General features: G+C 72.2%; 9 protein-coding genes and 2 pseudogenes. 8 read left to right on the forward strand and 3 right to left on the reverse strand.

Features of this window, described 5'->3' with window-relative positions:
* Positions 1-63 precede the first annotated feature (63 nt).
* The 3 genes from FIV43_RS17595 to FIV43_RS17605 are packed head-to-tail and all read left to right on the forward strand — an operon-like array spanning position 64 to position 4795.
* Positions 64-1242 (forward strand): acyl-CoA dehydrogenase family protein, encoded by a 1179-nt coding sequence (locus FIV43_RS17595; protein WP_196780877.1) that lies wholly within the window; start codon positions 64-66, stop codon positions 1240-1242.
* Entirely contained in the window at positions 1242-3323 is a 2082-nt protein-coding gene (locus tag FIV43_RS17600) for an acetate--CoA ligase family protein (RefSeq protein ID WP_141015176.1), read from the forward strand. Before FIV43_RS17595 ends, FIV43_RS17600 begins: the two co-directional genes overlap by 1 nt.
* Positions 3320-4795, forward strand: a complete 1476-nt coding sequence (locus tag FIV43_RS17605; protein WP_141015177.1) for an aldehyde dehydrogenase family protein — start codon at positions 3320-3322, stop codon at positions 4793-4795. The genes FIV43_RS17600 and FIV43_RS17605 overlap by 4 nt, the downstream gene beginning before the upstream one ends.
* On the opposite strand, the gene FIV43_RS17610 is transcribed toward FIV43_RS17605, so the two are convergent.
* Complete coding sequence (locus FIV43_RS17610; RefSeq protein ID WP_231123493.1) at positions 4792-5895, reverse strand: ArsO family NAD(P)H-dependent flavin-containing monooxygenase; 1104 nt, start codon at positions 5893-5895, stop codon at positions 4792-4794. The two genes, FIV43_RS17605 and FIV43_RS17610, sit on opposite strands and share 4 nt — an antisense overlap.
* 122 nt (positions 5896-6017) lie before the next feature.
* Between FIV43_RS17610 and FIV43_RS17615 the strand changes: the two genes are divergently transcribed.
* Positions 6018-6404 carry an HsmA family protein gene (locus tag FIV43_RS17615; RefSeq protein ID WP_141015179.1) on the forward strand — a complete coding sequence of 129 codons (387 nt, stop codon included), beginning with the start codon at positions 6018-6020 and terminating at the stop codon, positions 6402-6404.
* 24 nt (positions 6405-6428) lie between these two features.
* Here FIV43_RS17615 and FIV43_RS17620 read toward each other — a convergent pair whose 3' ends face one another.
* On the reverse strand, positions 6429-8312 hold the full coding sequence (locus FIV43_RS17620) for an alkyl/aryl-sulfatase (RefSeq protein ID WP_141015180.1): 1884 nt from the start codon (positions 8310-8312) through the stop codon (positions 6429-6431).
* A 173-nt stretch (positions 8313-8485) separates the two neighbouring features.
* Between FIV43_RS17620 and FIV43_RS17625 the strand changes: the two genes are divergently transcribed.
* Both FIV43_RS17625 and FIV43_RS22770 read left to right on the forward strand, forming a co-directional pair.
* The gene (locus tag FIV43_RS17625; protein ID WP_141015181.1) at positions 8486-9652 is read left to right on the forward strand and encodes an acyl-CoA dehydrogenase family protein; all 1167 of its coding nucleotides are present in this window, start codon (positions 8486-8488) and stop codon (positions 9650-9652) included.
* 39 nt (positions 9653-9691) lie between these two features.
* Positions 9692-11293, forward strand: coding sequence for an MFS transporter (locus FIV43_RS22770; protein WP_231123494.1), 1602 nt, complete (start codon positions 9692-9694; stop codon positions 11291-11293).
* Between the two features lie 168 nt (positions 11294-11461).
* Here FIV43_RS22770 and FIV43_RS22775 read toward each other — a convergent pair.
* A pseudogene (locus tag FIV43_RS22775) lies at positions 11462-13126 on the reverse strand (SulP family inorganic anion transporter); the annotation flags it as partial.
* A 288-nt stretch (positions 13127-13414) separates the two neighbouring features.
* On the opposite strand from FIV43_RS22775, the pseudogene FIV43_RS23955 reads away from it, so the two are divergent.
* Positions 13415-13513 (forward strand): annotated as a pseudogene (locus tag FIV43_RS23955) (SulP family inorganic anion transporter); the annotation flags it as partial.
* Positions 13514-13575: 62 nt separating this feature from the next.
* Positions 13576-15000: a SulP family inorganic anion transporter gene (locus FIV43_RS23300; protein ID WP_269204034.1), complete on the forward strand. Its 1425-nt coding sequence runs from the start codon at positions 13576-13578 to the stop codon at positions 14998-15000.
* Positions 15001-15042 lie beyond the last annotated feature (42 nt).

The following is a 15042-nucleotide window of genomic DNA, read 5'->3' on the forward strand; positions in this document are numbered from 1 at the left end:
TCGTCCGGGTCGACGCATGCTTAGGGCAATAACTGACGCGTCAGTCAAGACGCGGCCCCGTACTTGAGGAGCACGCCCCATGTCTCGTCCGATCCGCGACGCACTCTCCCGAAGCACCGAGCAGGAGGAGTTCGTGCGACTTGCGCGCGAGTTCGCGGCCAAGGAGATCCGCCCCGGGCGGCCGAGGTCGACGCGGCGGACACCGAGTCGCCGCTGGACCTCTGGGAGAAGGCCGCCGAGATCGGCCTGACCCACTACATGCTCCCCGAGGAGTACGGCGGCGGCGGGATCACCGACCTCACCACGCAGGCGCTGGTCCAGCAGGAGCTCTGCTACGGCGACATCTCGATCGGCAACTTCCTGACCTCCAACGGCTTCTTCGCGGGCCCGGTCGAGGCCCTCGGCACCGACGCGCAGAAGAAGCGGTGGCTCGGTCTGCTCTGCTCCGACCAGCCGCCGATCACGGCACTGGCGACGACGGAGCCCGGCAGCGGCTCGGACGCCGCCAGCATCCAGACGCGCGCGGTGCGCGACGGCGACCACTACGTGCTCAACGGTCAGAAGACGTGGATCTCGAACGCCCCGTACGCGCAGTACTTCGTCGTCTTCGCCACGGTCGACCCGTCGCTGCGCTCGCGCGGGGTGACGGCCTTCATCGTGCCGCGTTCGGCGGACGGCCTCACGGTCGGCCAGCCGATGCCCAAGCACGGGCAGAAGGGCATCGTGAACGCCGAGGTCTTCCTCGACAACGTGGCGGTGCCGGTCGAGGACCGTCTCGGCGACGAGGGCGCGGGCTTCTACGGACTGATGAACACCTTCGACGCCTCACGCATCCTGATCGGCGCCTCGGCGACGGGCTTGGCCCGCGCGGCCCTGGACACCGCGCTCCAGTACGCCCACGAGCGCGAGCAGTTCGGCACTCCGATCATCAACCACCAGGCCGTGGCCTTCCGACTGGCCGAGATGGCGGCGAAGGTGGACACCTCGCACCTGCTCACCATGCGGGCAGCGGGTCTGTTCGACCAGGGCGTGTCGGCCACGCAGGAGGCGGCGATCGCCAAGCTCGTGGCGTCGGAGAACGCAACCTTCGTCGCGTCGGGCGCACTGGCCACCCACGGCGGCTGGGGTTACTCGCGTGAGTTCCCGGTGGAGCGCTGGCTCCGTGACGCCAAGCTCGAAGAGATCGAGGAGGGCACCTCCGACATCCAGAAGCTCATCATCTCGCGCTCGATCGCCAAGTGATGACGACGCAGCTGACGCGCGCTTCGACGCCCGCCGGCCTCGATCCCCTCTGGGATCCCGAGGCCGTCACGGTGGTCGGCGCCTCTGCCGACCCGTCGAAGTGGGGCTACTTCCTGGCCCGCGGCGCGCTGCGTGGCGCCCAGCGCCGGGCCGTGCACCTGGTCAACCGCCGTGGGGCCGACGTCGCGGGTACGGCGACGGTGCGCTCGCTGGCCGAGATCGACGGTCCGCTCGGCCTGGTCGTCCTCGCAGTGCCGGCGGCGATGGTCCCCGACGTGGTGGACGAGGCCCTGGAGCGTGGAGCGACGGGGTTCGTCGGTATCACCGCCGGCATCGATCGCGCGATCGGCCGGAGCGGTGCGGAGCGCGAGCTGGCGGCGCGGATCCGTGCTGCCGGCGCCCGGCTGATCGGGCCCAACTGCCTGGGCGTGGTCGACGTCCAGACCGACCTCCACCTCGCCTGGGGCGAGTTCCATCCCGGGCACATCGGCGTCATCTCGCAGAGCGGTCAGCTCGGGTCGGAGATCGCCGAGCTGGCGGCCCAACGGGGTGACGGCGTCTCACGTTTCGTGTCGGTCGGCAACCAGGTCGACGTCAGTGCGGCCGAGGCGCTCGCCGCCCTCGCCGACCACGACCGCACCCGCGTGGCCATCCTCTATGCCGAGAGCTTCGGCGACGGCGCCGCCGTCATCGCTGCCGTACGACGGATGCGCGCGGCCGGCAAGCACACCATCGTCCTCACGGTCGGGGCGAGCGGAGCGAGTCGGACCGCCGCGGCGTCCCACACCGGATCGATGACCTCGAGCACGGACGTGGTCGACGCCGCCTGCCGTGCCGCGGGTGCGCTGCGCGTGGCCACCCCGTCCCAGGCCGTGGATCTGGCCGTGCTGCTCAGCCAGGCGCCGTTGCCCACCGGCGGTCGCGTCGCGGTGGTCAGCGACAGCGGTGGGCAGGGCGCGATCGCGGCGGACGTCGCCGAAGCGGCCGGCCTGCGGGTGCTGCCGTTCGGGAGTGACCGCCGGGGCGTCATCGCCTCGCTGCTGCCCGCCGATGCCGGCGTCGCCAATCCGATCGACCTGGCCGGTGCCGGCGAGCAGGACATCGAGGTCTACGCCCGCGTCGTCGAGACCTGCCTCCAGGACGCCGACGTCGACGCCGTGCTCCTCACCGGCTACTTCGGGAGCTACGCCGTCGACACCCCCGACCAGGCGGCGCGGGAGCGGGACGTGGTGGAGATGCTCGCCACCGCGGTCGCCGCCTGGGGGAAGCCGGTCGTCCTGCACTCGATGTGTGCGGGCTCGTCCAGCCTCGACCGCGCCCGTGAGCTGGGCCTGCCGGTCTTCTCGAGCGTCGAGTGCGCCCTCGGCGCGCTGGCGGGCGCGGCGCTGATCGGGCGTGACGAACGTGAGGTGCCGCCGTCCGAGCTGCCGCAGCGGACACCACGACCGGCGACCGGGTACCTCGGCGCCCGGGCGCTGCTGCGCAGCGTCGGTGTCGACTTCCCGGAGGCGGTCGAGGTGCGTGTCCCCGACGACGTACGGGCGGCGGCGCGTCAGCTGTCGGCGCCGTGGGTGCTGAAGGCGGACTGGATCGAGCACAAGACCGAGCACGGCGCGGTGGTGGTGGGCATCGAGGATGCTGAGGCCGCCGTGGCGGAGCTGGAGAGGATGCGTGCCCGGCTCGGTGACGGCGCCTATGTGCTGGAGGAGATGGACCGCAGCGACCACGCCGTGGAGGTGATCGCCGGCGTGCGCACGGACCCGACGTTCGGACCGGTCGTCCTGGTGGGGGCCGGCGGGACCGAGGCCGAGCTGTGGCGCGACACGGTGCTCGAGCTCGCGCCGGTCACCGTCGACACCGCCTGCACCATGGTGGCCCGGCTGACCAGCCACCGCGTGCTGACCGGTTGGCGCGGACGGCCGAGCGTCGACATCGACGCTCTCGCGCGCACCATCGCGGCGATCTCCCAGCTCGGTGGGTGGCCGGGGGTCAGCGAGATCGAGGTGAACCCGCTGCGGGCCTCGCCGAGCGGCGTGGTCGCGGTCGACGCCCTGGTGATCATGGACCCGGAGCAGGCGTGAGCACCGGGACGGAGACCGTCGGCGCGCGTGCGGCCGCCGACGCGAGCCTCGGCGCCGACCCGACCCGGTCGCTCTGGCAGCGCGACGCTGCGTTCATCGACGGCAGCTGGCGGATCGCCGCGCAGACCGACGAGATCGAGGACCCGGCGACGCGTCAGGCGTTCGGACGCTCCGCCCGCTGCGACGACGGGACGGTCGAGGCGGCGGTGCGAGCGGCTCGGACCGCGTTCGACCCCTGGGCCGCGCGGGATCGACCCGACCGGCTGGCCGTGCTGCGACGTTGGCAGTCCGAGGTCGAGCTGCGCCGCGAGATGCTCGTGGAGGCCACGGTGCTCGAGGTCGGAGCGCCTGTCGACGTGGCGCGGGAGGCGCACGTGGACCTGGCGCTGGAGATCATGCGCACCACGCTCGACGAGCTCGAGGGACCCGAACCCGTCGAGCGGATCGGCAACTCCATCATCGTGCGGGAGCCGGTGGGTGTGGTCGCCTCCATCACACCCTGGAACTACCCCTTCTACCAGCTGGTCCTGAAGGCGGTCGCCGCCGTCGCGGCGGGTTGCACCGTCGTGGCGAAGCCCGCCGAGCTGACCCCGCTGTCGGCGTACCTGCTCGCCGACGCCGCCGAGGCCGCTCAGCTGCCCCGGGGCGTGTTCAACCTGGTGCCCGGCCGCGGTGACGAGGTCGGCGAGCGGCTGGTGACCCATCCGGAGGTGGATCTGGTGTCGTTCACCGGCTCCACCGCGGTGGGGGCGCACGTCGCAGCCGCCGCGGCCGCGACGATCAAGCGGGTCTGCCTGGAGCTGGGCGGCAAGTCGGCCAGTGTGGTGCTGGACGGGGCCGACCTCGCCACGGCCGTGCGCACCACCGTCGACATGGCGATGCTCAACTCCGGACAGACCTGCAGTGCCTGGACCCGGCTGCTGGTCCCGGTGGCACGCCTGGAGGAAGCGGTGGAGCTGGCCGTCGAGCACACCGGCGCGCTGGAGGTCGGCGACCCGACGCGCCCCGGCGTCGCCCTCGGGCCGTTGGCGTCCGCGCGGCAGCAGGCACAGGTCGAGGGCATGGTGGCCCGCGCCCGCGCGGGCGGGGCGCGCGTCCTGGGTGCCCGCCCGGTGCCCGACCGGGGTTACTTTCATCCGCCGCTCATCGTCACCGACGTGGACGAGGACGACGAGATCGTCCGGGACGAGGTGTTCGGTCCGGTCCTGGTGGTGCTCGGGCACGGGGGCGACGACGATGCCGCACGGTTGGCCAACGACAGCGACTACGGCCTTGCCGGAGCGGTGTGGGCGGCCGACACGGAGACCGGCGTCGCGTTCGCCCGCCGACTGCGCACCGGGCAGGTCGACGTCAACGGGGCGGCGTTCAACGTGCACGCGCCCTTCGGCGGCTTCAAGAAGTCCGGCTACGGCCGCGAGCTCGGCCGCTACGGGCTCGAGGAGTTCACCGAGATCAAGTCGATCCAGGTCTAGGACGTGCGCGCGGCGATCTCGGCCGCGGCCGCCCGCGCCGACGGGCCGACCCCCGCGAGGGTGGCCGAGGCGGGGCCGGTCCAGTCGCCGTACCCGACGAGGTGGAGGCGGGGCTCGGAGACCGCCTGGGTGCCGGACGGTCCGCCGACCAGGGGGATGCCCGCGCGGGACTCGAGGTGCAGCGGCCGGAGGTGGCGCAGCTCGGGACGGAACCCGGTGCACCACACCACGGCGTCCGCCCGCTGCTCGGTGCCGTCGGCCCAGGCGATGCCGTCGGCGGTGAGGCGCTGGAAGACAGGACGGGCGTCGAGGACGCCGCGGCCGCGGGCCTCCTTGACGGAGTCGATCATCACGATGTCGCCGAGGCCGCCGACACCGGGATGATCCCGTCCCGCTGCCAGGGCCTGGATGCGCTGGCGGGCCGCCAGGAACAGCGCCCGGCCGTCGACGTCGTCGGCGAGGAACCGCGGTGGACGCTGGGTGACCCAGGTGGTGCCGGCGACCGTGGAGATCTCAGCGAGGATCTGTGCGGCCGAGTTGCCGCCTCCGACGACGACCACGTGCTGGTCGGTGAACTCCTCGGGGCGCTGGTAGTCGGCGGCGTGCAGCTGTCGCCCGCGGAAGTCCCGCGCCCCGGGAAAGCTGGGCCAGAACGGCCGCTGCCAGGTCCCCGTCACGGAGACCACCGCGGTGGCCGCGAAGGTGGTGGTGTCGGTGTGGATCGTCAGCCGCCCCGAGGCGCCGGCGCCGGTGCGCTCCACGGAGCGCTCCACGGAGCGGACGCGGTGGCCGCGCCGGACCTCGAGGTCGTAGCGCTGCTCGTAGCGGGTCAGGTAGTCCACCACGTGCTGGCGGGTGGGGTAGCCGCGCACGGTCTCGTCCCAGGCGGGCATCATCCAGCCCGGGAGCGAGGAGAACGAGGCCGGCGAGAAGGTGCGCAGGCCGTCCCACATCCAGGCCCAGGCGCCACCCGGCTCGGTGGAGCCGTCCAGGATCACGACGTCGGTGCCGGGCCGCAGCCCCGCGCGGCGCAGGTAGAAGCCGGTGGCGAGCCCGGCCTGGCCGCCACCGACGATCACCACGTCGACGTGCTCGGTCACAAGTGGGCACTCTGTCCGGTCGCGTGCCTGCCACACAAGGTGGGTCGGACGCCGTTCTGCCGCGCCGGGTGCCATGCTGACCGCATCCGGCCCGGCGCCGGCCGGCGGACCAGGAGGAGCCGATGCTCGCGCTCGCGATCGTTGTCATCACGTTGGCGCTCGTCTTCTACACGATCGGTGTCTGGGCCGAGCGGCTGCAGGGGACCCTGAAGCGGTGGCACGCCGCGGCCTTCGCCGTCGGTCTGCTGTGCGACGCGACCGGGACCTACCTGATGAGCCGGATCGCCGACGAGTCCGACGGCCCCGCGAGCGGGTTCGACACGATCATGATCTGGACCGGCGGGCTGGCGATCGCGCTGATGGCGATCCATCTGGTCTGGGCGGTCGTCGTCCTGGTCCGCGACCGGGACACCGAGAAGGCGAGCTTCCACCGCCTCAGCCTGGTCGTCTGGTCGATCTGGCTGGTGCCCTACGTGACCGGGGCGATCGGTGCGATGACGGCGGGCTAGCCCCGCCGCCACCGCACCCGTGTGTCACGGCGTGACGATCGCGAAGTCCGGGTCGGGGGCGTCGATGTAGCCCCGGAGCCGGTTCAGCGCCTCGACGTCGCCGGAGAGTTGCGCGCCGGCCGTCGTCGGATCGGCCGCGGTGAGCGCGGCGAAGAGCTGCGGTGCGGGGACGGTGAGGGTCACGTCCGCAGGGCTCGCGGCACCGGCGGCGGTGTGGGTGAGCACCCCGTTGCGCAGCAGCACCCGGTAGGTGGTGTCAGCATCCGGCAGCACCACGTCGAGGTTGATGGTGTCGTGCCAGGACCCCGGGCCGTCGATCTGGCAGGCGATCGCGTCGAAGATCTGCGGCGGTGTCAGCTGCGCCAGGGTGTCGGCCGACCTGCTGGAGACGGGGGTGCCGAAGTTGCCGTGCCGCAGCTCGTGGGCGCCGGCGAGGTAGACGTTGCGCCAGGTGCCGTTCTCCGAGCCGTAGCCGAGCTGCTCCAGGGCGTCGGCGAGCAGTTCCTTGGCATCCGCGTTGTCCGGCTCGGCGTACACGACGTGGCTGACCACCTCCGCGACCCAGCGCAGGTCACCGTCGGCGAAGGACTGCCGGGCCCGGTCGAGTACGGCGGCGGCCCCGCCCATGTACTCCACGTACCGCTTGCCCTGCTCCTCGGGCGGATGCTGCCAGAGGTGGGCCGGGTTGCCGTCGAACCAGCCCATGTAGCGCTGGTAGATCGCCTTCACGTTGTGGCTGACCGATCCGTAGTAGCCGCGCGCGTGCCATGCGTTCTCCAGGGCCGGAGGGAGCTCCATCATCTCGGCGATCTCGGACCCGATGAACCCCTTGTTCAGCAGGCGCAGCGTCTGGTCGTGCATGAACGCGTAGAGATCGCGCTGCAGCGAGAGGAACTCCACGATCCGCTCGTTGCCCCACATCGGCCAGTGGTGCGGGGAGAAGATGGTGTCGGCCTGGTGCCCGAAGAGGTCGATCATCTCCTGGAGGTAGTGGGCCCAGGCGTGCGCGTCCCGCACCTCCGCGCCGCGCAGCGTCAGCAGGTTGTGCTGGGTGTGGGTGGCGTTCTCGGCCACGCACAGCGCCCGGTGCTCGGGCAGGAAGAAGTGCATCTCCGCCGGGGCCTCCGTGCCCGGCGCGAGCTGGAACACCATCCGCAGGCCGTCGATGGTGTGCTCCTGACCGGTCTCGGTGATCTCGATCGTGGGGGTCACCAGCGTGATCGCGCCGGTGGAGTTGGTCTGCCCCAGGCCGACGCCGACCTGGCCGCGGGGACTGCGTTCGAGCACCGTGCCGTACATGTACGCGATCCGGCGGGCCATCGCCCCGCCGGCGTAGACCCACTCGGTGACCAGGTGCTCGACGAATCCCTCAGGAGCGACCACCGGGCAGCGGCCGGCGTCCACGTCCTCCTGACTGGTCACGCCGCGCACGCCGCCGTAGTGGTCGGCGTGGCAGTGGGTGTAGACGACACCGGTCACCGGGCGCTCGCCGCGGTGCTGGCGATAGAGGGCGAGGGCCGCCGCGGCGGTCTCGGCCGAGACCAGCGGGTCCACCGCGATCACTCCCGAGTCGCCCTCGATCAGGGTGAGGTTCGAGGCGTCGAAGCCGCGGACCTGGTAGACGAGGTCGGGGATCACCTCGTAGAGGCCCTGCATCGAGGTGAGGGTGGACTGCCGCCACAGGCTCGGATGCACCGTGTCGGGCGCGTCGCCACCCAGGAACGCGTAGGAGTCGTTGTCCCAGACCACGCGGCCGTCCGCGTCCCGCACGACGCAGGTCTCGGCGGTGCCGATCAGGCCGCGCTGGGCGTCCTCGAAGTCGGTGGTGTCGTGGAACGGAAGCGCGGCGGAGGCCGCGGCGTGCTGGCTGACGATCGAGCTGACGGGATCCTTCGGGTGCTGGCTCATGCTGCCATCCGACCGGGATCGGCGCCGGTGGTCAAGAGCTCCGGAGGACGCGCCCACTCGGTGAGGGAGCGGGGGCGGACGCCGAGGCCGGGCGCGTTGCCGACACGAGGACTCGGCGCCATGATCGGACCACCGGTCCGACCCTCCGGCCACCCGACCAGGAAGTGACCCCAATGCCACGCACCCCCCTCGAGCTCTTCGACGTCGACCACCTCCTGACCGAGGAGGAGGTCGCGATGCGCGACACCGTCCGCTCCTTCCTCGAGGCGAAGGTCAGGCCGCACCTCGCCGACTGGTACGAGTCCGCCACCATCCCGGTCCGGGAGCTGGCGCCCGCGCTCGGCGAGCTGGGTGTGCTCGGGATGCACCTCGAGGGCTACGGGTGCGCCGGCACCAGCGCCACGGCGTACGGGCTGGCCTGCCTGGAGCTGGAGGCCGCCGATTCCGGCCTGCGCTCCCTGGTCTCGGTGCAGGGTTCGCTGGCGATGTTCGCCATCCGGCGGTGGGGCTCGGAGGAGCAGCGCGAGACCTGGCTGCCCCGGATGGCCGCGGGCGAGGCGATCGGCTGCTTCGGCCTGACCGAGCCGGACTTCGGCTCCGACCCGGCGGGCATGCGCACCCGCGCCGTGCGCGACGGCGACGGCTGGGTGCTCGACGGCACCAAGATGTGGATCACCAACGGGTCGGTCGCCGACATCGCGGTGGTGTGGGCGCAGACCGAGGAGGGGATCCGCGGCTTCGTCGTGCCCACCGACACCCCCGGCTTCTCCGCGCCGGAGATCAAGAAGAAGATGTCGCTGCGGGCCTCGGTCACCAGCGAGCTGGTGCTCGAGGGGGTCCGCCTGCCCGCCGCCGCCGCGTTCCCCGAGGTGCGCGGCCTCACGGGGCCGCTGTCGTGCCTGAACGAGGCACGGTTCGGCATCGTCTTCGGCGCCCTCGGCGCGGCCCGCGACTGCCTCGACACGGCCCTCGCGTACGCCGGCCAGCGCGACATCTTCGACCGGCCGCTGTCGTCGTACCAGCTCACCCAGGCCAAGCTCGCGGACATGAGCCTCGAGCTCGGGAAGGGCATGCTGCTCGCCCTGCACCTCGGACGGCTCAAGGACGCCGGAGCGCTGCGGCCCGAGCAGGTCAGCCTGGGCAAGCTGAACAGCGTCCGCGAGGCGATCGCGATCGCGCGGGAGTGCCGCACCATCCTCGGCGCCGCCGGGATCACGCTGGAATATCCGGTGATGCGGCACGCCAACAACCTGGAGTCGGTGTTGACCTACGAGGGGACCAGCGAGGTGCACCAGCTGGTGATCGGGCGGGCGCTGACCGGCGAGGCCGCCTTCCGCTGACGAGGGCCGTGGGGTTGTCGTCGTACTAGGGTCGGCGGTGTGGCAGACCTCCGACGGCAGTCCGACGGGCCGGCGGCGAGCGGCTCCGCGACGGGGTCGGTGCTCTTCTCGCTGATCCTGATCGCTGCGGTGGCCAACCTGAACCTGTCGGTGGCGAACGTCGCGCTCCCCTCGATCGGCCGTGCCCTCGACGCCTCCCAGGTGCAGCTCAACCTGGTCGCCGTCGGCTATTCGCTGGGGCTGGCGGCCTCGGTCCTCTACTTCGGCGCGATCGGCGACCGCTACGGGCGTCGCCGGATGCTGCTCATCGGCACCGGCGCCACGATCCCGTTCAGCCTGGTGGCGGCGTGGGCGCCGTCCACCGAGGTCCTCTTCGTCGCCCGGCTGGGCGGGGGACTCTGCGCCGGCATGGCCTTCCCGACGACCCTGGCCCTGATCTCCGCGCTCTGGGTGGGCCCCGCGCGGACCCGGGCGATCGCGCTGTGGTCCGGCATCGGCGCGGCGTTCGCCGTGCTCGGGCCCCTGGCGGCCGGATGGTCGGTCACCCACTTCTGGTGGGGCTCGGTCTTCCTGCTCACCCTCCCGCTGGCCGTGGTGGCGCTGGTGATGGCGTGGCGGCTGGTGCCCGCGCACGTCAACGAGAGCACCGAGCCGGTCGACAACCTCAGCGGGATCGTCTCGGTGCTGATGGTGGGTGCCCTGGTGCTCGGGATCAACCTGCTCGCCGCGCCCGACAGCGGACCGACGGCCGCGATCCTGTTCGCGACCGCGCTGGGCGCCGGGGTCTGGTTCGTGCTGCGGCAGCGCCGCGTCCCGCACCCCTTGTACGACCTGGTGCTCGCCGCCCGCCCCACCTTCTGGGTCGCCGGGTGCGCCGGCCTGATCATCTTCGGCGCCCTGATGGGCGCGATGTACATCGGTCAGCAGTTCATGCAGAACGTCCTCGGCTACAGCAGCACCCAGTCCGGCGCCGCGATCCTCCCGGCGGCGGTCCTGATGGTGCTCATCGCGCCCCGGTCCGCGCACCTGGTCGAGCGGATCGGGTCACGCGCGACGATGCTGACCGGCTACGGCTTCGTGCTGCTCGGCTTCCTGGTGATGCTGCTCCTTTGGAAGGAGGACATCAGCTACTGGCCGGTCGCCCTCGGCTACGCACTGGTGGGCATCGGAGTGGGCCTGTCCGGGACCCCGGCGTCGAACTCGCTGACCGGCTCCGTGCCGCAGTCGCGGGCGGGGATGGCCTCGGCGACAGCCGACCTCCAGCGCGACCTGGGCGGTGCGGTGATGCAGTCCGTCCTGGGCGCACTGCTCGCCGCCGGGTATGCCACGTCGATGGCCGACGCGATCGCCGGCTCGTCGAAGGAGGTCACCGCCGACACCCAGGCGACGCTGGAGAAGTCGTTCGCCGGTGCCCAGGCGATCGCGGCCCGCTATCCGGACCATGCCGACCAGATCGAGGCGGCCGCACGGGCCTCGTTCCTCGCCGGGGACGAGCGCGCCTACCTGGCGGGGATCGCCGCCGTCCTGGTCGGCTCCGCCCTGGTCCTCCTGTTCTTCCCCCGACACGCCCGCGAGCTGGAGATCCGCGCCGAGGTCCAGGCGTCCTCCGGAGCGGGACCTGACGACACCGCCCACCCCTGAGCTCCGCCGATCAGCTCCGGGTGCCGTCACCCTCGGGGGATCGGTGCGGACCGATGACCGAGCGGCCCGCACCGCCTCGCGGACGGTCACGTGGACCACCTCGGGGCGGGTCAGTGCGTCGAGGCCGCGCTCGCGCAGCTCGGCGAGGACGGTCGGGCTGACCCGTGCCAGGTGGAGGGCCACCCCGAGCGTGGTGAGCTCGTCGACCAGCTGCTCGATGCCGTCGGTGGCGGTGACGTCGAGGGTGCTGACGGTGTCGCAGTCGAGCACCACGGCGTCCGGGGTCGGGTCGGCCGCGTAGACGGCCCCGATCACCGCGTCGTGGAACTCCGAGGTGTTGGCGAACGAGGGCGACGCCGCGGACCGCAGTACGACGACCCCGGGCACCCGCTGCGCGTCGGGAGCGGCATCGCGCTCCACGTAGGCGTCGCTGTCCGCGAGGTACCCGAGCTCGACCACCGGCGACTGAGCCGCCCGGGCGGTCACCATGAAGACCGCGACGACCACACCGAAGAAGAGCCCCTGGACCTCGCCGAGGGTCATCGTGACCAGCGCCGCGGCCAGGGCGGCCCAGAACTCGAAGCGGGCCGTGCGCCACAGCCGCGGCCACATCCGCGGTCGCACCAGGGAGCCGACGGCGTGGATCACGATGGCGGCGATGGTGGCGTCGGCCAGGTCCTCGAAGAACCAGGTCAGCGCGATCAGCGTGACCGCCACCGCCACGCCGGTGAACAGGGTGGAGTACTGCGTCTTGACCCCGACGTCGAACTTGAGCTTGGTGCGGGACAGGCTGCCGTTGACGGTGAAGCCGCCGAACAGTCCGGCGGCGATGTTGGCGCCGCCGAGCGCGACGAACTCCTGGTCGGGGTCGATGCGGTAGTGCCGCCGGGCGGCGAACGTCCGGCCGCCCGACAACGTCTCGGCGTAGGCGACCACCATCATCCCGAACGCGCCCGGCAGGAGCTGGCCGATCAGACCCAGGTCGACGTCGGGGACGTCGAGCGTGGGGAACCCCGACGGCACCTCGCCGATGACGGCGACCCCGTGGTCGTCCAGGTCGAACAGGAAGACCAGCAGCACGCTGATCGCGACCACGACCAGGGCGGCCGGGATCTTGGGGGAGACGCGGCGAAGGACGGCCAGGACGAGGTACGACCCGGCTCCGATCAGGAAGGTCAGACCGTCGGTCTGGTCGAGGCCGCGGACCACCTCGACCACGCTCTCGAAGAAGTTCAGGTCACCGTCGATGCCGAAGCCGAGGAGCTTCGGCACCTGGCCGATGATGATGTTGAGCGCCAGGCCGGCCACGAATCCGTCCAGGACCGGCTTGGAGATGAAGTTGTTGATCGTGCCGAGCCGCAGCAGGCCCGCGGCGAGCGCCATCACCCCGACGATGACGGCGAGTGCGCTGGTCGCCGCGATCCAGTCGGCGCTGTTGTCGCCGAGGCCCAGCCCGGCGACAGTGGCGGCCGACATGATGGCCAGGGCGGAGCTGGGCCCCACGGTCACCTCGTGGGAGGTGCCGAACAGGAAGTAGACCGCGGTGCCCAGCACCGCCGCGTACAGGGCGGCCTCGGGCGGCATCCCGGCGATCGAGGCATAGCCGATCCCCTCCGGGACGACCATCGCCCAGGCCGTCAGCGCCGCCAGGATGTCCGGGCGGAGGAACGAGCGGCGGTAGTTCCGGGTGGCGTCGATGGCGGGCACGAACCGGGCGATCCCGGTCGGCTCCGGCGGTCGCGACAACCTCGTCATCGGTTCCCCTGTCATCGGAAGACGTCGTGCCCACCGACCACGCCCGGCGCGGGCTGCCGGCGGCGACGGCACGAGCATAGGACCTCCGCGGCCGACCGCTCGGCACGTCCGTCACCGCCACGGGACCCTCCCGTCGGCGGCCACGATGGCCCTAGGGTTGGTGTGCCGGTCCGCAGACCGGTGCGGGCAACAGGACTCCGAGGAGGTCGCCGGGTGACCGACGCGACCATCCACCGCCGGCGCCTTCGCGATGGCGCGGCGCGTCTGGTGCCGGTGCTCGGCTGGCTCCCGGCCTACCGCCGTGCGTGGTTGCCGCGCGACGTGATCGCGGGCGTCACCGTCTGGGCCCTGGCGGTCCCCGAGTCCATGGCGTACGCCGCGATCGCCGGCGTGCCGGTCCAGTACGGGCTCTACACCCTGCCGCTGGCGCTGCTCGGCTACGCCCTGTTCGGCTCCTGCCGGCAGCTCTTCGTCGGTCCGAGCGCGACGGTCGCCTCGATCTCGGCGGTCGCCGTCGCGGCCGTGGGGTGGGTGCGGACCCCGACCGGGTCATCGTGGCCACGGCGGTGCTCGCCCTGCTGGTCGGGGCGATCTACATCCTGTTCGGTCTGCTGCGGCTGGGGTTCGTGGCGCGGTTCTTCGCCAAACCGGTGCTGGACGGCTTCATCATCGGGCTGGGCCTGTTCATCGCGATCGGCCAGCTGCCCAAGCTGGTCGGCATCGACAAGCCCGACGGCAACACCGTCATGATCGCTCTCCGCACGGTGGCCGACCTCGGCTCCTGGCAGGGCGCCACGGTCCTGACCGGCGGGGTCGCGCTCGCCGCCCTCTTCCTGCTGGCCCGATTCGCCCCGCGGTTGCCCGGCGCCCTGATCGTCGCCGCGGCGGGCATCGTCGCGGTGCAGGTCCTGGGGCTCACCGACGACGGCGTCGAGGTGGTCGGCGACATCCCGCTCGGCTTCGATCTCGTCGCCTGGAGCGGCGTCGACCTCGACCTGGTCTGGGACCTCGTGCCCGGTGCGCTCGCCATCGTCCTGGTCGGCTTCTCCCAGTCGGTGGCGATCGCCAAGGCCTACGGGGCCAAGGGCGGCTACCGGGTCGACGCCAACCAGGAGATGATCGGCTACGGGATGGCGAACGTGGGCGCCGGGCTGCTCCAGGGATTCACCGTCACCGGCAGCCTCTCGAAGTCGGCCGCCGCCGAGGAGGCCGGCGGACGTACGCCGATCGTGCTGGTCACCACCGCGATCCTGGTCGTCCCGACCGTGCTCTTCGCCGCCGGCCTCTTCCGCGACCTGCCGGAGCCCGTGCTGGCCGCGATCGTGATCCACGCGGTCTCGGGGATGCTGGACCCCTCCGGTCCACGCAAGCTCTGGCGCGGTCACCGCAACGAGCTGATCCTCGCCCTCGGCGCGCTCCTCGGCGTGGTGCTGATCGGGATCCCGGCCGGTGTGCTGGTCGGGGTCGGTCTGAGCTTCGCACTGCTGATCCACCGCATCGACCACCCGCACGTGGCCGAGCTCGGCCGGACCGGGGACGGGGACTACCGGGACCTGCTGCGCGACCCGTCCGCCCGCCGGTTGCCCGGCGTCCTGATCTACCGCTTCGACGCACCGCTGGTCTTCGCCAACGCGGAGACGTTCGCCGACGACGTGGACGCCGCCGTCTCGACCGCGCAGACGGCGCCGCACTCGGTGATCCTGGACTTCAGCACGATCAGCGAGGTGGACACCACCGGGATGGCGAGCCTCGTCGACCTCTGCCGCCGGTTGCGCACCCGCGGCGTCGGTCTGATCATCGCGGACCCGACCGGTCCGGTGTGGGCGCTGATGAGCGCCAACGGGGTCACCGACGTGATCGAGGAGCAGAACATCCACCACACCGTGGAGCGCGCGGTCGCCGCGGTCGAGCGGCCGCCGTCAGCGGGCGGCGACCGCGCCGACGCGGAGTGACGCGGGGCAGAGGATCGCGCTAGGGTCCGGTGCGCAGCGGCA

It is taken from the genome of Nocardioides sambongensis, assembly GCF_006494815.1.
Lineage (GTDB): Bacteria > Actinomycetota > Actinomycetes > Propionibacteriales > Nocardioidaceae > Nocardioides > Nocardioides sambongensis.